Source organism: Variovorax sp. PEI5 (genome assembly GCF_056679935.1).
Genome location: NZ_CM155257.1, coordinates 3,116,619 through 3,133,726, shown reverse-complemented (window position 1 = coordinate 3,133,726; position 17,108 = coordinate 3,116,619). Strand labels below are relative to the sequence as shown.

Genomic DNA, 17,108 nt, shown 5'->3' with positions numbered 1-17,108 from the left:
GGCCCGGCCCCGGTCCCCAGATGGGGGCCGGGCCGCGCGCTTCAAGCCGCAGGGCGACGCCGGTCGGCCGGAAGGGCGGCTCGTGTGGTTGTCGATCTGGGAGCACGCGCGGGCCGGAAGACGTCGGCGTCATCATAGAAGCCGGGCCGCTCATTCCCCTCCCACCACAGGGGCACTCCGAGCACCGGCAGCGGGACGAAGGGCTTGGCGCGCAGCTGCTCCGGATCGAGCAGGGCCGCCAGGGCCTCGTCGTCGTCGGCCCGGCCGGAATCCGGCGCGCCGGCCACCAGGACATGGGCGGTCATCGGCTTGCGCGGCGCCACCAGCTTCTCGAGCAGCGCGTGGCCGAAGATCCGCAGGCGCGCCTCGCGCCACAGGTCGCGGTGGGTGACGAACAGACCCTGCCAGTCGCGCGCCAGCAGCGCGCGCCACAGCTCGGGCGGCGCGTCCAGCACGGCGCCGTTCTCGTCGAACAGGGTGAGCGCGTCGCGCAATGGTCCGCGCGTGGCGCCGATGCCGTGGCGCGCGATCTCCGCCGCCTGCAGCGCGTTGAGATGCCGCTTGGTGCGCGGATGGCGCAGCCAGACCAGGCCGTTGAAGAAGTCGTGCAGGTTGTCGCGCGTCGGCACGCTGCCGGTCTCGAAGATGAAGCGCTCGTAGGGCTCGCCGGCCGGCAGGCGGGACTGGGGAACGAAGCGGATCGCGGGCGACGTGGCGACCGGTCCCCCCGGTCCCCCCGGTCCCGCCGGCGGAGGCGGCACGCAGGCATCGAGCGCCCTGGCGACCCACCCTTCCCCGCCATGCCGGCCGGCCGCCGCGCCCTCGTCCATGCCCGCGGCCGGAAGACCGGCGCCCAGCACCCGCCGGCCCGATGCCCGGTAGGGCGCCAGCCAGGGCGCGCTCCAGTCGATCGCCGATGGGTTCAACGCGCCTTCGCGCCGCCGATCCAGCGGATGCGGTCGGGATGGTGGAAGACGAGGAACTCGGTCGGCAGCTTCTCGAACAGCTTCACCGAACTGGCGTTCCTGCCCAGCAGGCCGGCCGTGCGCAGGGCCTGGGCGATGTCGTTGAGCGCCACCTCGCCACCGCCGCGCAGGGCCGGCGCGGCCTCGAGGATGAAGCCGGCGGCCTCGGCCGCGGCGGCGGCGGCGGCATCGACGGCCGGCGAGGCCGGCGGTGGCGGCGGCGGCGGCGGCGGTGCCTTGGCGGCCCGGGTCTTGCGGGCCGTCGTCTTGCGCGCCGGCGCCGCCGGCTCGTCGACCACGGCGGCCGGCGCGCGGGACGTCGACGCGGTGGACCTGCGGGCGGCCGGAGCCGGAGCCGGGGTCGGCGCGGGCGCCGTCGCGGCCGCAGGCGCGCGGCGGGTCGGGGCGGCCGGAGCGGCGCGGCGCGGCGGGGCCGCCGGCGCGGTGGCGGCGGTGGGCCGCGCCGGTGGCGCGCCGGCCTCGCCGCGATGGCGCAGGTCGGTGAAGGCGTCGTAGGCGGCGACGGTCTCGTCGCCGGTCTTGCCCTGCTGGCCGATGCCGCAGACGCGGCAACCCTTCTCGCGCAGCCGGATCACCAGCGGCGCGAAATCGGAATCCGACGACACCAGGTAGACCACCCGTGGCCGCTCGGCGACCACCAGGTCCATGGCATCGACCGCCAGCGCGATGTCGGTGCTGTTCTTGCCGACGGCCAGATTGACCATCGGCCGCACGCCCAGCCGCTTGAACAGCGCCTGGTGCTTGAGCGCCGCCTCGGCCGTGCAGTAGGCGCGCCGCACGTGCAGCGCGCCATGCTCGGCCAGCACCTGGCGCACGGCCTGCTCGATGACATCGGCCGAGACGTTGTCGGCGTCGATGAGCAGCATGATGCGTTCGTTCATGGCATCGCTCCGGGTCGGGGTGGGGTCGTTCAAGCGAGCTTCCATTTCAGGGTCTCGCCACCGCGCAGCGGCTTGAGCGTGGCATCGCCGTAAGGCACCGTCTCGGGCACGGTCCAGGTCTCGCGCCGCAGCGTGATGCGGTCGGTGTTGCGCGGCAGGCCGTAGAAGTCGGCGCCGTGGAAGCTGGCGAAACCCTCCAGCCGGTCGAGCGCGCCGGCATCGTCGAAGGCCTCGGCATAGAGCTCGATGGCGGTCAGCGCGGTGTAGCAGCCGGCGCAGCCCAGCGCGTGCTCCTTCAGGTGCGCGGCATGCGGCGCGCTGTCGGTGCCGAAGAAGAAGCGGTCGCTGCCGCTGGTGACGGCCTCGACCAGCGCCAGGCGGTGGGTCTCGCGCTTGAGCACCGGCAGGCAGTAGTAGTGCGGGCGGATGCCGCCGGTGAAGATCGCGTTGCGGTTGTAGAGCAGGTGGTGCGCGGTGACGGTGGCGGCGGTGAAGCGGTCGGCCTCGCGCACGTACTGCGCGCCCTCCCGGGTCGTCAGGTGCTCGAAGACGATCTTCAGTTCGGGGAAATCGCGCCGCAGCGGGATCAGCACGCGGTCGATGAAGACCGCCTCGCGATCGAACAGGTCGACCGCCGGATCGGTCACCTCGCCATGCACCAGGAACAGCAGGCCGTGCTTCTGCATGGCCTCCAGCGTGGGGTAGGTGTGGCGCAGGTCGGTCACGCCGGCATCGCTGTTGGTGGTGGCGCCGGCGGGATAGAGCTTGAGCGCGCGCACGCCGGCCTCGGCGGCGCGGGCGATCTCCTCGGGCGGCAGGCGATCGGTGAGGTAGAGCGACATCACGGGATCGAAGGCCAGGCCCTCGGGCACGGCGTCGAGGATGCGCCGCCGATAGTCCAGCGCCTGCTGCGCGGTCGTCACCGGAGGGCGCAGGTTCGGCATGATCAGCGCCCGGCCGACCTGGCGCGCGGAGTGCGGCACGACGGCCTGCAGCGCGGCGCCATCGCGCACGTGCAGGTGCCAGTCGTCGGGGCGGGTGATGGTGAGGGTGGAGGGGACGGCGGCGGTGGGGGTGGGCTCGGCGGGGCGGGTCATGCGGCGATTCTCCCATCGCGCCCGCGCCGCGCCAGGCGGCCCCGGGGTTCTTCCCGCTCAGGTGGCCTCGATGGCGCGCGCCTGCTCCCAGGCTTGGGCGATCTCGGCTTCGACGTCGGCCTCGCGCGCGGTGTCGCCTCCGGTGCGCGGGCGCAGTCGCGTCTCGATGAGCGAGAGGTGCCCGTGCATCGCCTTGACGGCGCGCGCCGCGTCGCCCTGCGCCAGCGCCTCCAGGATGTCGCGATGTTCCTCGCAGGCGCATTCGGAAGCCGCCGACGGCTCGAAGAAGACGACCAGCATGGCGGTGCGGCCGACCAGTTCCTGGAGTTGCCGCACCACGAAGGGACTGTCGGTGAAGCCGGCGAGCAGCTGGTGGAATTCGCCCGACAGCCGGATCGAGGCGGCGCGGTCGCCGGCATGCAGCGCCGCCTGCTCGAGCGCCGCGTGCGCCTTCAGGGCGTCGAGCTGGCGGGCCGACAGGCGACCGGCCAGCCAGCCGACGATGCCGCCCTCGACGATGCGCCGCGCGTCGTAGATCTCGCGCGCCTGGGCCAGGGTGGGACTGGAGACGAAGCAGCCGCGATTGGGCACGATCTCGAGCAGGCGTTCATGACCGAGCCGGTGCAGCACCTTGCGCACCCGTTCGCGCGTGACGCCGAACACCGCCGCCAGGCGCGTCTCGACCAGCTGGGTGCCGGGGGCGAGCCGTCCCGCCAGCAGGACCTGGGACAGCACGCGATGGATGGATGCTTCCTGCGGATTCATGCGCCCAATGTAGTGCACGGCCGCCGCCGGCCGCCGGGGCCTCAGCCGGTCGCGCGGGCGTCCAGCCAGTGGCGCGCGATCCGCGCCCGCGTGGCGATCCAGAAGACGTCGGGCCGCTCGCGCAGGTGGCGCAGGATCCGCTCCAGCGCCTTCATGCGCCCGGGGCGGCCGATCATGCGCAGGTGCAGGCCGACCGACAGCATGCGCGGCCCCGTGCGGGCCTCGTCGGCGAGCCAGTCAGCGGCATCGCAGACGTACTCGGCGAAGCTCGCCGCCGTGTCGAAGCGCTGGGTGTGCTGGAACTGCATGTCGTTGGTGTCGAAGGCATAGGGCAGCACCAGGTGGGACCGGCCGTCGACCGGCACCACGTAGGGCGTGTCGTCGTTGTAGGCATCGCTGTCGTAGAGGAAGCCGCGCTCCACCAGCAGGGAGCGGGTGTTGGGCGTGCAGGCCGAGCGCGTGTGCCAGCCGACCGGGCGCTCGCCGGTGGCCTCGGTGATGGCGCGCACCGCGGCGTCGATCACGGCGGCCTCCTCGTCGCGGCCCATGCCGGCGTGGCTCTGCCAGCGATGGCCGTGCGCCGAGACCTCGTGCCCGCGCTCGATGGCGTCGCGCGCCAGCCAGGGATTGCGCTCGACGGCGCGGCCGCAGCTGCTGAGGGTGAATGGCGCCCGATGGCGGCCGAAGGCATCGGCGATGCGCCACCAGGCGGTGCGGGTGCCGTACTCGAAGTGACTGTCGATGCACGGATCCCAGCCGGTGCGCGGGTCGATCACCTCGTACACGCCCTCGTTGCGCGGATCGCCATCGGCCACCGAGAACTCGGCGCCCTCCTCGAAATTGAGCACGAAGGACACGGCCAGCCCGGCGCCCCCGGGCCAGCGCACATCGGGCAGATCGCAGCCGTAGCCGATGAAATCTCGCATGTCGGGTCTCCTCTGTGAATCGCTCGATCGCCCGGATCGGCTCAATCGGCCCTGATGCCGCGTTCCTTGACCACCTTCGTCCAGCGCGCGAATTCGGCATCGAGATAGTCGCTCGACTGCTTGAGCGTCATGCTCGCCACCTCGCCGCCGGTGTCCTCGACGCGGCCCTTGAAATCGGGCAGCGCGACCATGCGGCGCAATTCGGTGTTGAGCTTCTCCAGCACCGGCCGGGGCGTCTTCGCGGGCGCCAGCAGCATGTACCAGGACACGAACTCGTAGCCCGGCACGCCGGCCTCGGCCACGGTCGGCACGTCCGGCAGCTTGGGCGAGCGCCTGGCGCTGGTGACCGCCAGCGGCACCAGCTTGCCGCCCTGCACCAGGGGCAGCGACGAGGTGATGATGTCCACCGACAGCGCGACGCGGTCGCCCATCACGTCCTGCAGGGCCGGGGCCGCGCCCTTGTAGGGCACGTGGATCATGTGCGTGCCCGTCATCGATTCGAGCAGCGCCGCGCCGACGTGGCTGGTGGTGCCGACGCCGGAGGAGGCGTACTGGAGCGCTTCGGGCCGCGCGCGCGCCATGTCGAGCACCTCGGCCAGCGTCCTGCCCCTGAGCGACGGGCTCGCCACCACGACGCTGGGCACCTGCGCCACCACGCCGACCGGCACCAGGTCGGCCCGGGTGTCGTAGGGCAGCCTGGCATACATGGAGGGATTGACCGCGTGGCCGATGGTGACCATGAGCAGCGTGCTGCCATCGGCCGGCGCCTTGGCCGCCGCGTCGGTGCCGATCACGCCGCCGGCGCCGGGCTTGTTGTCGATCACCACCGGCTGCCGCTGGCCCCAGGCATCCGACAGCTTCTGCGCCACCATCCGCGCGTAGATGTCGGCCGCGCCGCCCGGCGGGAAGGGCACGACGATGCGGACCGGCTTGTCGGGATAGGTGGCGGCATCCTGCGCGAGCGCCGCGCCGGCGCCGCCGGCGAGCGCCAGCGACAGGACCGAGAGGAGCGCGGCGCGACGGCCGGACGACAGGACACGGGGGATGGATGCGGACATGCGGTTCTCCGGGAGGACGAGCCAGGATGGAAGAACGACGCAGGAACCTGGAAGTCGGTCATGCGCCATCGATGTGCACATTCGCTTGACGATTGTGCACAATCCATGGCTTTCAGCATGATGCGTGCCAGCGTGGGAGAACGAAGGGAACAGGACCACCCGCACCCGGCGGTCCAGGGATGCGCAGCCTAGTGCTGCAGGATCTTGTTGAGGAATTCCTTGGTGCGCGGCTGACGGTTCTCGGGATGGCTGAAGAACTCGTCCTTCGAGCAGTCCTCCAGGATGCGCCCGCCGACGTCGATGAAGATCACGCGGCTGGCGACCTTGCGCGCGAAACCCATCTCGTGGGTCACGCACATCATGGTCATGCCTTCCTTGGCCAGGCTCACCATGACGTCGAGCACCTCGCCGACCATCTCCGGGTCGAGCGCCGAGGTCGGCTCGTCGAACAGCATCACGATCGGGTCCATCGACAGCGCGCGGGCGATCGCCACGCGCTGCTGCTGGCCGCCGGAGAGCTGGCCGGGGAACTTGTCCTTGTGCGCCATCAGGCCCACGCGGTCGAGCATCTTCAGGCCGCGCGTCTTGGCCTCGTCGGGCTTGCGGCCGAGCACCTTGATCTGCGCGATCGTCAGGTTCTCCGTCACCGACAGGTGCGGGAACAGCTCGAAGTGCTGGAACACCATGCCGACCTTGGAGCGCAGCTTGGGCAGGTTGGTCTTGGGGTCGTGCAGGGCGATGCCGTTGACCGTGATCTCGCCCTTCTGGAAGGGCTCGAGCGCGTTCACCGTCTTGATGAGCGTGGACTTGCCCGAGCCCGAGGGCCCGCACACCACCACCACGTCACCCTTGCCGATGCTCACCGAGCAGTCGTTGAGCACCTGCACCGGGCCGTACCACTTGGAAACGTTCTTGATTTCGATCATTTTTCAAAACTCCTGTCTTTACCTGAGACTTGTGGCCCGCACCCCCCCTGCACTGCCCTGCGCCAAGCACCGAGGAACCGGCTCCGCCGGGCCTCCGGTGCTGCCCCCTGCAAGGGGGTCGGCGCAACGACACGAAGTGCGCGAAGACTGGGGGTATGCCTGTTCACCGGATGATGGCGATGCGCTTGTGGAGCCGCTTCACGAAGTACGACAGCACGTAGCACATGACGAAATAGACGACCGCCGCGAGCAGATAGGCCTCGATCGGGCGGCCGTAGTTCTTGCCGGCCGTCTCGATGCCCTTGAGCAGGTCGTAGGCGCCGATGGCGTAGACCAGCGAGGTGTCCTGGAACAGGATGATGGTCTGCGTCAGCAGCACCGGCAGCATGTTGCGGAACGCCTGCGGCAGCACGACCAGCTTCATGTTCTGGCCGTAGGTCATGCCCACCGCCAGGCCCGCGTTGACCTGGCCGCGCGGGATCGACTGGATGCCCGCGCGCATGATCTCGCTGAAGTAGGCGGCCTCGAAGGCGATGAAGGTGATCACCGCCGAGCCCTCGGCGCCGATCGGCCGGCCGATGGCGAACGGCACCAGCAGGAAGAAGCCCAGGATCACCATCACCAGCGGGATGCTGCGCATGCCGTTGACATAGATGGCGGCCGGCACGTCGAGCCACTTCTTGCCCGACAGGCGCATCAGCGCGAGCAGCGTGCCGAAGAGGATGCCGCCGAGCGTGGCGACGACGGTGAGGATGACGCTGAAGTACAGGCCGTTCAGCACGAACTTGCTGACGACGTCCCAGCTGTAGAACGAGAAATCGAGATTCATCATGTCAGTGGCCCCCGCCCGAGGCCGAGACGATGAAGCCCGGCACGCGCGAGCGCTTCTCGATGAAGGCCATGAGCCGGTTGATCGCGAAGGCCGAGATCACGTAGAGCGCCGTGACGCCCAGGAACATCTCGATCGGCCGCGAGGTCTCCTCGCTCGACTGGATGAAGAACATCGTGAGCTCGGGCACCGACACGGCGAAGGCGACCGACGAGTTCTTGAAGATGTTCATCGTCTCGCTGGTGAGCGGCGGAATGATGATGCGGTAGGCCATCGGCAGGATGACATAGCGGTAGTACTGCGGCGTGGTGAAACCCACCGCCATGCCCGCGTAGCGCTGGCCCTTGGGCAGCGCCTGGATGCCCGAGCGCACCTGCTCGGCGATCCGCGCGGAGGTGAAGAAGCCCAGTGCCAGGACCACCAGCACCATGCTCGGCACGCCCTTCATGAACGGGACCACCGCCGGGATGACGTGATACCAGAGGAAGATCTGGACCAGCAGCGGGATGTTGCGGAACAGCTCCACCCAGGCATTGCCCAGGCGCACCAGCCACGGGCTGTCGGGCAGCGTGCGGATGATGCCCACCAGCGAACCCAGCACCAGGGCGACGATCAGCGCCAGCAGCGCGACCGACACCGTCCAGCCCCAGGCCGAGAGCATCCACTCCCAATAGGTCGGGTACTTCCCGCCCGGGTCCTGCAAGAAGACCTGCCAATCCCAGTTCGATCCCATCGGGATACTCCTTCGCGTCGTCGTTGTTGTCGTTCGTTGTCCGGGCGGCGCCGGCTCAAAGCAAACGCCCGCCGGGGGGCGGCGGGCGTGGCGTCAAGGCTTCGGCGCGCGCATCACTTCTTGGCGGCGTAGTCTTCCATCGGCTTGTCGTTGGGATTGGCCCAGGCGTTCTTGGTCGCATCCGACAACGGCAGGTTGATCGTCACGTTGGCCGGCGGGACCGGCTTCAGGAACCACTTGTCCCAGAGCTTGGCGAGTTCGCCATTCTTGATCTGGGCCTTGATGCTGTCGTCCACGGCCTTCTTGAAGGCGGCGTCGTCCTTGCGCATCATGATCGCGATGGGTTCGACGCTGAGCACCTCGCCGACGATCTTGTACTCGGACGGGGCCTTGGACTTGGCGATGTTCGAGGCCAGGATCGAGCCGTCCATCACGAAGGCATCGGCGCGACCGGATTCGAGCAGCAGGAAGCTGTCGGAGTGGTCCTTGCCATACAGCTCCTTGAAGTCGATGCCGCCGGCGCGCTCGTTCTTGCGCAGCGTCTGCACCGAGGTCGTGCCGGTGGTGGTGGCGACGGTCTTGCCGTTGAGGTCCTTGATGCCGGCGATGCCGGAGTTGGCCTTGACGGCGATGCGCACCTCCTCGACGTAGGTCGTGACGGCGAAGGCCACGTCCTTGCCGCGGGTGGCGTTGTTGGTGGTCGAGCCGCACTCGAGGTCGACGGTGCCGTTCTGCACCAGCGGCACGCGGTTCTGCGAGGTCACCGGCTGGTACTTAGTCTCGAGCTTCTTGCCGACGACCTTCTCCAGGTCCTTGATGATGTTGGCGCAGACGTCGTAGTGGAAGCCGGTGTATTGGCCATTGCCCAGCGTGTAGGACAGGCCGGAGGATTCGCGCACACCTTCGGTGATCACGCCCGATGCCTTGATCTTGGCGAGCGTGTCGTTGGCCTGGGCCAGGGCGCCGCCGGTGGCGAGCGCCGCGATGGCCAATGCCAGTAATTGCTTCTTCATACGGAAAACTCCTGAGTGGATGAGACGGACATGCAATGGAATTCTAGACATCGGAATCTGCGGGAATACCCGTGAGAGCCCTCGGAATGGCCCTTCATGCGCCTCCTTGGTGCGTGAACGGCACCCCAGGATCGCCGATGTCGCCTCCTCATGCGCCCGAAGGGTGCATTCGGATCTTCCTCCATGACCTTTCCGTGCTAAGCAGTCTTTGTGCCCGGAACGTCGATTCCACGCCGTCGAGGCCGCGAAAGCGGCTTTCCGAGCGACTCAGGGCGTGGCCGGCGGCTGCGTGGCCAGCAGATGCCCCCACAGCGCGTCCACCGCGCGGTGACCATGCGAGATCGGCATGACGGCGCCGCTCCCATGCGCAATCCGCATGTCGTTGCCGCGCGCGGCGCCACGCGCGGTTTTCGGGCTCGCGGCGATCGGCCGCGCGCGGTAGGCGCGGATCTCCATCGTCGCCTCCAGGCTGCCGATCTCCGGCGGCAGCGCGCTCACCAGGGTGCGCTGGCGGACCTCCTTGCGCACCGCGTTCTGCGGCAGGAAGGCGATCCCGTGGCCCTCGAGGGCCATCGCCTTCAGGCCCTCGGACATGTCGGTCTCGTAGACGCGGTCGAGATGGATCGGGATGTCGGAATCCTTGATGAGCTGGTCGACCACGCCCCCCAGGTAGGCGCCGGGGGCATAGCCCAGGTAGGGCAGCGGCTGGCCCGGGCGACCCGGCAGGCGATAGCGCGGCAGGCCGCTCGCGTCGGGCTTGACCCAGGGCGCGACGACCTCGCTGCCCAGGCGCACCGTCTCGTAGCGTCCGGCGTCGAGCTGCAATGGCTGCGACGGATGCTGGTAGGCGATCAGCAGGTCGCAGCCACCCTCGATCAGGCGCAGCATGGCGTCGTGCACGTTGAGCGCCAGCAGGCGGCTGCGGATCGGCCCGAAGTGCTCGCGCAGGGTGCTGACCCAGGCCGGGAAGAAGTTCAGCGCCAGCGTGTGGGGCACCGCGAACTCGATGACGTCGTGCGAGGTCGCCGAGTGCCCGCGCAGCATGGCGCGCGTGCTCTGCAGGCCCTGCAGCATCTCGATGGCCTGGCTGTAGAGCGTCTGGCCGGCGGGCGTCAGGCGCGTCGGGTACGAGCTGCGGTCGACCAGGTCGGTGCCGGCCCAGCCCTCGAGCGCCTGGATGCGGCGCGAGAACGCCGGCTGCGTGACATGGCGCAATTGCGCGGAGCGGCTGAAACTGCGCGTTTCAGCCAGGCTGACGAAATCCTCGAGCCACTTGGTTTCCATGGCGGCGGATTATCGGCACCTTAACCGACCACTGAGACCGCGCCACGGCCGTCGAAGTGCCCGTCGGCATTGGCCAGCACGCGCCGCACCGAGGCCGCCATCGCCTCGGGCGACCAGCCCGCGACGTGCGGCGTGAGGATCACGTTGTCGAATCCGAGCAGCGCCTCGGGCGGACGCGGTTCGCTCTCGTAGACGTCGAGGCCGGCGCCGGCCAGGCGGCCGGCCGCCAGCGCCGCGGCCAGCGCCGTGGTGTCGATCACGCTGCCGCGCGCGATGTTCACCACCACGCCGCGCTCGCCCAGCGCCTCGATGACGGTGGCGTCCACCAGATGCCGGGTGCCGGCGCCGCCGGGCGTGGCGACGACCAGGAAGTCGGCCCACTGCGCGAGCGCCACCAGGCTGTCGAAGTGGCGATGCGCGACATCGGCCACCGGCCGGCGGTTGTGATAGCCGATCTCCAGGTCGAAGGCGGCGGCGCGGCGGGCGATCTTGTGGCCGATGGCGCCCAGGCCGAGGATGCCCAGCCGGCGGCCGGAGAGCTGCGGCGGCAGCGGGATGTGGTCGCGCCAGACGCCGGCGCGGCATTGCGCGTCGAGCCGGCCGATGCCGCGCACGGCGGCGATCAGGAGACCCAGCGCGTGGTCGGCGACGCAGTCCTCGTTGGTGCCCGCGCCGGTCGCCACGACGATGCCGCGCGCGCGGGTGGCGTCGAGCGCGACGTTCTCGTAGCCCGCGCCGAGCGTGCAGACCAGCTCGAGCGCCGGCAGCGCCGCGATCTCCGCGGCGGTGAGGCCGGTGGCGCCATTGGTCAGCACGGCGCGGCAGTCCGCGCCCCGCGCGGCGACGGCCGCGCCGCGCCCGGCCGCATCGGGCGCGTAGGTGAAGTCGTAGCGGTCCTCGATCCACGCGCGGTGGTCGTCGTTCAGGCTGATGAGTCCCAGCATCGGGATCTTCGTCGTCATGCGTTCCAAGCTCCTCTCGATCGATGAATCTGCGTTCACAGAACCTGCCCGGCCTCGACCTTCTGCAGGTTCCACATCTGGGCATAGCGCGACGGCCCGGCCAGCAACTGGGCGTGCGTGCCGCGCTCGACGATCACGCCGCCCTCCAGCACCAGGATCTCGTGCGCCTCCACCACGGTGGACAACCGGTGCGCGATGACCAGCGTGGTCTTGTCCTGCGCCGCGCTCCTGAGCTCGGCCTGGATGGCGCGCTCGTTGGCCGAGTCGAGCGCCGAGGTGGCCTCGTCGAAGATCACGATCGGCGGGTTCTTCAGCAGGGTGCGCGCGATGGCCACGCGCTGCTTCTCGCCGCCCGACAGCTTGAGCCCGCGCTCGCCCACCGTCGTCTGGTAGCCACCCGGCGTGGCGGCGATGAAGTCGTGGATGCGCGCGGCCTGCGCCGCCGCCACCACCTCGTCGTGCGAGGCGCCGGGCCGGCCATAGGCGATGTTGTATTCGACCGTGTCGTTGAACAGCACCGTGTCCTGCGGCACGATGCCGATGGCCGCGCGCACGCTGGCCTGCGTGACCGCGCGGACATCCTGGCCGCCGATGGTGATGCGGCCCTGCTGCACGTCGTAGAAGCGGTAGAGCAGGCGCGCCAGGGTCGACTTGCCCGAGCCCGAGGGGCCGACCACGGCCACCGTCTTGCCCGCCGGGATCTCGAAGCTGACGTGCTTCAGGATCGGACGGGCGGGGTCGTAGGCGAAGCTGACATCCTCGAAGCGGACGGTGGCGTCGACGGCTCCGCCCGCGTCCCCGTTCCCGGCCGTGGTCGCGGCGCCGGCGGCGCCCGTCGCCAGGGAGCGCAGGACCAGGGGCTGCGCGCCCGGGGCGTCGCGCACCTCGCGCTCCTTCTCCAGCAGCACGAACATCTTGTCGAGGTCGGTCAGGCTCTGCTTGATCTCGCGATAGATGACGCCGAGGAAATTCAGCGGGATGTAGAGCTGGATCATGAAGGCGTTGACCATCACCAGGTCGCCCAGCGTCATGCGCCCCTCCACCACGCCCGAGGTCGCCCGCCACAGCATCAGCACCAGGCTGACGGCGATGAGCAGCTGCTGGCCGGTGTTGAGCATCGACAGCGTGCGCTGGCTCTTGATGGCCGCCTTGCGGTAGCGGTCGAGGCTGGCGTCGTAGCGGCCGGCCTCGAAGGCCTCGTTGTTGAAGTACTTGACCGTCTCGTAGTTCAGCAGCGAGTCGACGGCGCGGCTCTGCGCCACCGAGTCGAGCTCGTTCATGGTCTTCCTGAACTGCGTGCGCCACTCGGTCACGGTGACCGTGAAGCCGATGTAGAGCACCAGCGCGACGCCGGTGATGACGACGAACAGGATGTCGAACTTCACGCCCAGGATGGTCAGCACCAGCGCCAGCTCGATGAGGGTCGGCACGATGCTGTAGAGCGACATCGAGATCAGCGAATGCACCCCGCGCGTGCCGCGCTCGATGTCGCGCGTCATGCCGCCGGTCTGGCGCTCCAGGTGGAAGCGCAGGCTCAGCGCATGCAGGTGCTGGAACACCTCCAGCGAGATGCGCCGCGACGCGCCCTCGGTCGCCTTGGCGAACACCAGTTCGCGCAGCTCGCCGAACAGCGAGGTCGAGAAGCGCAGCAGGCCATAGGCCACCAGCAGTCCGAGCGGCACCACCAGCAGTGCCTGCGCCATGTCCGGCCTGGGCGTCATGGCGTCGACCAGGTGCTTGAGCAGCACCGGCACGCTCACGTTGGCGACCTTGGCGCCGATCATGAAGGCCAGCGCCGCCGCCACCCGCCACTTGTAGGGCCACAGGTAGGGCAGCAGCCGGCGCAATGTCGCCACGTCGGAGCGATCGGCGCGCGCCGGTTCCAGGCCGCCGGCGTGGTGGTGGTGGGACGAGGGGTGGGAGGTTGAGGAGGCGGCCGAAGGCGCCTCGCCGCTGCGGCGCATGGGGGGACAATCGTGGGTGTTGTTTGCTCCGGATTGTGCCCATGTCCTCCCCGCCACCGCCCGCCTCCTCCCCGATGACCCCGCCATCCGGTTCCGCCGCCGGCCGCGACGCCACCGTCCAGAGCCTGCCGCTCGACATGGAGCTGGTGCTCAAGGTGATTCCCATGCCCAAGGACTGCAACGTCAATGGCGACATCTTCGGCGGCTGGGTGATGGCGCATTGCGACATGGCCGCCTCGGTCATCCCGGTGCGCCACGCGCGCGGCCGCATGGCGACGGTCGCGGTCAACGAGTTCGTCTTCAAGCAGCCGGTGCGCCTGGGCGACATCCTGTCGTTCTATTCCAAGCTGCTGCGCATCGGCCGCACCTCGATCACGGTGAGCGTCGAGGTGTTCGCCGAACGCGCCATCGCCCAGGGCGCCTACATCAAGGTCACCGAGGCCACCTTCACCTATGTCGCCATCGACGACCACGGCCGGCCGCGGCCGATCCCGCGCGACTAGCGCCCGCCCCTCCCGGGACGGCGCCGGTCCTCAGGAGCGGGGCGCGAGCTCGACGTTCACCCAGCGCCCGTCGCTCGCGCGCTTGGCGGTGCGGCGGATGTAGACCGTCTGCACGATGTCGCGCGTCCCGGCGTCGATGGCGATCGGGCCGCGCGGGCTCTCCAGCCTCAGGCCCTTGAAGCCGTCGACCAGCGCCTCGCCGCGCGCCGTGGCGCCCGCGCGCGCATAGGCGGCATCGGCGGCGGCCAGCGCGTCGTGCGCGGCGACGGCGAAGTAGCCCGGCCGCAGGCGCGAGCCATAGAGCGTCTCGAAGCTCTGCACGAACCGCCGGTTGGCCTCCGACTCGTGGGCGTAGGAGTAGTGGTGGCTGGTCACCAGCCCGGCGGCCAGCTCGCCGATGCCGTCGAGGTAGTTGTCGTCGGTGGCCTCGCCGGTGGCGAGCAGGCGGATGCCCGAGTCGGCCATGCCGCGCTCCTTCCAGGCGCGCAGGAAGGCGGTGGGCAGCTGGCCGGAGGGGAAGAAGAAGAACACCGCCTGGGGCTTGAGGTCGCGCACGCGCTGCAGGTAGGCCGAGAAATCCAGCGTCGCGAGCGGCACGCGCAGGCTGGCCGCGATCTGCCCGCCGCCGGCCGTGAAGGCGCCGGTGAACGCGCTCTCCGCGTCGACGCCCGACGCATAGTCGGCCACCACCGTGCAGACGCTGGCGATCCTCTCACGCAGGGCCCACTGCGCCATCGGCGCGGACACCTGCGCCACCGTGAACGAAACCCGCACCAGGAACGGCGAGCGCGCCGTCAGCCCCGACGATGCCGCGTTCATGACGATGGCCGGCACCCGGGCCTGCGCGGCGATGGCACCGACGGCGAAGGCGTTCGGACTGAAGTCGAGGCCGGTGAGCAATTCGACGCGCTCGCGCACCACCAGCTCCTGGGCATGGCGGCGCGCCAGGTCGGGCGCGCTGCCGGGGACGTCGCGCCGCAGCAGTTCCACCGGTCGGCCGGCGATGCGGTTGCCATGGGCGCCCAGCCACACGGCCATGCCGGCATCGAACTGCCGGCCATAGTCGGCATACGGGCCCGACCAGGAGGCGATCACGCCGATGCGCAGCGGGGCCGCCGGCGCAGCGGCGCGGACCACGGCGGGCGCGGCCAACGCACCGGCCAGCAGGCCCAGGGCACGGCGGCGGTTCGACCCGGCGGCAGCGGGGGTCGACGGACGGAAGGGAGGAAGGGAGGATGGAAGGAAAGGCACGGGCCGGAGTCTACGGGCGACCGCGAGCCCGGCCGGGACGGATCTCGCCGGACGTCGGCCTCGCGCCGACGGCCGTCCTCACAGCCCCGCGAAATCCGGCTTGCGCTTGTCCATGAAGGCCGCGAACGCCTCGCGCGCGGCCGGTCCCCTCATCAGGCGGCGGAAGCTGCGCGCTTCCTCCTCGATGCGTTCGAGCACCACCGCCTGGTTCGACTTCTTCAGCAGCCGCTTGGTCTCGACCAGGGCGGCCAGCGGCTTGGCGGCCAGCCGGCGGGCCTGCGTCTGCGCGATCGTGTTGGCCTCCATCGGCGGCACGACGCGGTTGACCAGTCCGACCTCCAGCGCCGCCTCGGCCATGAAGGGCTCGCCCAGCAGCAAGGCCTCGGCGGCGCGATGGTGGCCGAGCATCTGCGGCACCAGCAGGCTCGAGCCGGCCTCGGGGCAGAGGCCGAGGTTGACGAAGGGCATCGAGAAGGCCGCGTTGTCGCCGGCATAGACCAGGTCGCAATGCAGCAACAGCGTGGTGCCGATGCCGACCGCCGGGCCGCAGACGGCGGCCACGACGGGCTTGGGAAAGCCCGCCAGGCCGCGCAGGAAGCGGAACACCGGCTCGTCCAGCGCGATGGCGGCTTCGTCCGCGCCCTCCGCGTCACCCGCGGGTCCGGCGGCCGAGGCGCGCAGGAAGTCGCCGATGTCGTTGCCGGCGCTGAAGATCGCCGGATCGCCCTGGATCAGCACCACGCGCACGGCCGCATCGCCGGCGGCGGCGTCCAGCGCGTCGGCGAGCGCGGCATACATGGCGGCGGTGAGGGAGTTCTTCTTGTCGACCCGGTTGAGGGTCAGGGTCAGCACGCCGGCTTCGGTGTGGACGAGGATGTCGCTCATGGGATCGGATCGCTTTCGGACGGAAGGAGGAAAGATTGGATCACGTCCGCCACTTCCGGTGGCATCGGTGCGTTCGGGACCGTGGCTCGGGGCTGCCCGCATGGCCGTCACCCCCGCCCTACTCCTTGAAGTAGACGATCTGGCTGCTGGTCGCCAGCAGCACGCCGGCCCGGCTCCAGAGCTGCGCGGTCTGGTCGAAGAAGCCATTCCTGAACTGCTGGCCGGTGGCGCGCGCGAACAGGTGGCCGGTGCCGACCTCGGCCAGTTCGTCCATCCCGACGTGGAAGTAGGTGGTGATCGACACCGTGCCGGCCGGCACCGGCGTCGCGCGGCGCAGCCAGACGCGTGGATAGAACAGGTCGCTCATGGCGGCGAGCGCCGGGAAGTCGAGCGGCCGCGGCGTCGCGTCGCGCACCCACAGGCGCGTCTCGCTGTGCTCGCCGCCGCCATCCCAGCGCGCCGGGATGCCGCCGCTCACCGGTCGCATCTCGTACTGCCCGATCCAGGCGACGCCCCTGGGGCCGATCGTGACGCGCTCGACGGCCTCCGGTGCGGGCACCTCGGGCATCGCCAGGTCGGTCGTGCCCCAGGTCTCGCGCCGCGCCGCCGTCACCACCGTGGCCGTGGTGGTCACGTGCGGCGCGCCCTCCGCGCCGGCCTGGGTGATCTGCACCGTCCAGTGCTGGGTCGAGCGGTTGGTGCGCGCCGGCGTGGCCTGCACGTCGAAGGCGCCCGCCTCCAGCGCGGCGGCGTAGTTGACGGTCAGCGCGATCGGCGTGCCCAGCAGGTCCGGATGCCGCAGCACCGCCTGCAACGCCACCGCCGCCGTCGTGCCGCCGAACGGCCCGATCATGTTCCAGTAGTCCGGGCTCGTCGTGCCCGTGAACAGCCCGGCGCGCAGGTCGCTGTGGTCGAGCACGAGGGCCCGGTCGAACGGATGCTGTGGCTGCTGCGTCATTCGTCGTCTCCTCGACTTCCAATCTGTGAAGCGTCCGGCATGGCCCCCTGGAAGCGGGAAGGCGTCGCGACACGCAGTGCGCGAGGA

The 17,108-nt window shown here is 70.3% G+C and carries 17 protein-coding genes; 1 reads left to right on the top strand and 16 read right to left on the bottom strand.

Annotation, left to right across the window (positions count from 1 at the left end; translation table 11 throughout):
- Positions 1 to 41: 41 nt before the first annotated feature.
- The 13 genes from AC1MLT_RS14375 to AC1MLT_RS14315 form a co-directional block, all read right to left on the bottom strand.
- Positions 42 to 926 (bottom strand): DUF3025 domain-containing protein, encoded by an 885-nt coding sequence (locus tag AC1MLT_RS14375; RefSeq protein ID WP_481032875.1) that lies wholly within the window; start codon positions 924 to 926, stop codon positions 42 to 44.
- Positions 923 to 1,900: an NYN domain-containing protein gene (locus AC1MLT_RS14370; protein ID WP_481032874.1), complete on the bottom strand. Its 978-nt coding sequence runs from the start codon at positions 1,898 to 1,900 to the stop codon at positions 923 to 925. The genes AC1MLT_RS14375 and AC1MLT_RS14370 overlap by 4 nt, the downstream gene beginning before the upstream one ends.
- Positions 1,897 to 2,964, bottom strand: a complete 1,068-nt coding sequence (gene pyrC / locus AC1MLT_RS14365; protein WP_481032873.1) for a dihydroorotase — start codon at positions 2,962 to 2,964, stop codon at positions 1,897 to 1,899. Before pyrC ends, AC1MLT_RS14370 begins: the two co-directional genes overlap by 4 nt.
- A gap of 57 nt (positions 2,965 to 3,021) precedes the next feature.
- Positions 3,022 to 3,729, bottom strand: a complete 708-nt coding sequence (locus tag AC1MLT_RS14360) for a GntR family transcriptional regulator (RefSeq protein ID WP_481032872.1) — start codon at positions 3,727 to 3,729, stop codon at positions 3,022 to 3,024.
- A 41-nt stretch (positions 3,730 to 3,770) separates the two neighbouring features.
- Positions 3,771 to 4,655, bottom strand: coding sequence for a polysaccharide deacetylase family protein (locus tag AC1MLT_RS14355; protein ID WP_481032871.1), 885 nt, complete (start codon positions 4,653 to 4,655; stop codon positions 3,771 to 3,773).
- Positions 4,656 to 4,696: 41 nt separating this feature from the next.
- Positions 4,697 to 5,713, bottom strand: a complete 1,017-nt coding sequence (locus AC1MLT_RS14350) for a tripartite tricarboxylate transporter substrate binding protein (RefSeq protein ID WP_481032870.1) — start codon at positions 5,711 to 5,713, stop codon at positions 4,697 to 4,699.
- 188 nt (positions 5,714 to 5,901) lie between these two features.
- On the bottom strand, positions 5,902 to 6,639 hold the full coding sequence (locus AC1MLT_RS14345; protein WP_429594376.1) for an amino acid ABC transporter ATP-binding protein: 738 nt from the start codon (positions 6,637 to 6,639) through the stop codon (positions 5,902 to 5,904).
- A gap of 163 nt (positions 6,640 to 6,802) precedes the next feature.
- Positions 6,803 to 7,471, bottom strand: a complete 669-nt coding sequence (locus AC1MLT_RS14340; RefSeq protein ID WP_481032869.1) for an amino acid ABC transporter permease — start codon at positions 7,469 to 7,471, stop codon at positions 6,803 to 6,805.
- Position 7,472: 1 nt separating this feature from the next.
- Positions 7,473 to 8,201, bottom strand: a complete 729-nt coding sequence (locus AC1MLT_RS14335; protein ID WP_481032868.1) for an amino acid ABC transporter permease — start codon at positions 8,199 to 8,201, stop codon at positions 7,473 to 7,475.
- A gap of 113 nt (positions 8,202 to 8,314) precedes the next feature.
- Positions 8,315 to 9,214, bottom strand: a complete 900-nt coding sequence (locus tag AC1MLT_RS14330; RefSeq protein ID WP_481032867.1) for an amino acid ABC transporter substrate-binding protein — start codon at positions 9,212 to 9,214, stop codon at positions 8,315 to 8,317.
- Between the two features lie 267 nt (positions 9,215 to 9,481).
- Complete coding sequence (locus AC1MLT_RS14325; protein WP_481032866.1) at positions 9,482 to 10,498, bottom strand: LysR substrate-binding domain-containing protein; 1,017 nt, start codon at positions 10,496 to 10,498, stop codon at positions 9,482 to 9,484.
- 20 nt (positions 10,499 to 10,518) lie between these two features.
- Positions 10,519 to 11,460, bottom strand: coding sequence for a 2-hydroxyacid dehydrogenase (locus AC1MLT_RS14320; protein WP_481032865.1), 942 nt, complete (start codon positions 11,458 to 11,460; stop codon positions 10,519 to 10,521).
- Positions 11,461 to 11,495: 35 nt separating this feature from the next.
- Positions 11,496 to 13,424: an ABCB family ABC transporter ATP-binding protein/permease gene (locus AC1MLT_RS14315; protein ID WP_481032864.1), complete on the bottom strand. Its 1,929-nt coding sequence runs from the start codon at positions 13,422 to 13,424 to the stop codon at positions 11,496 to 11,498.
- A 74-nt stretch (positions 13,425 to 13,498) separates the two neighbouring features.
- Between AC1MLT_RS14315 and AC1MLT_RS14310 the strand changes: the two genes are divergently transcribed.
- Positions 13,499 to 13,927 carry an acyl-CoA thioesterase gene (locus tag AC1MLT_RS14310; RefSeq protein ID WP_481032863.1) on the top strand — a complete coding sequence of 143 codons (429 nt, stop codon included), beginning with the start codon at positions 13,499 to 13,501 and terminating at the stop codon, positions 13,925 to 13,927.
- Positions 13,928 to 13,957: 30 nt separating this feature from the next.
- Here AC1MLT_RS14310 and AC1MLT_RS14305 read toward each other — a convergent pair whose 3' ends face one another.
- From AC1MLT_RS14305 to AC1MLT_RS14295, 3 genes are all read right to left on the bottom strand, one after another.
- The gene (locus AC1MLT_RS14305) at positions 13,958 to 15,094 is read right to left on the bottom strand and encodes an ABC transporter substrate-binding protein (RefSeq protein WP_481035032.1); all 1,137 of its coding nucleotides are present in this window, start codon (positions 15,092 to 15,094) and stop codon (positions 13,958 to 13,960) included.
- A 162-nt stretch (positions 15,095 to 15,256) separates the two neighbouring features.
- Positions 15,257 to 16,063 (bottom strand): enoyl-CoA hydratase, encoded by an 807-nt coding sequence (locus AC1MLT_RS14300; RefSeq protein ID WP_481032862.1) that lies wholly within the window; start codon positions 16,061 to 16,063, stop codon positions 15,257 to 15,259.
- Positions 16,064 to 16,181: 118 nt separating this feature from the next.
- A complete protein-coding gene (locus AC1MLT_RS14295) occupies positions 16,182 to 17,021 on the bottom strand; it encodes an acyl-CoA thioesterase (protein ID WP_481032861.1) in 840 nt (279 codons plus the stop codon).
- Positions 17,022 to 17,108 lie beyond the last annotated feature (87 nt).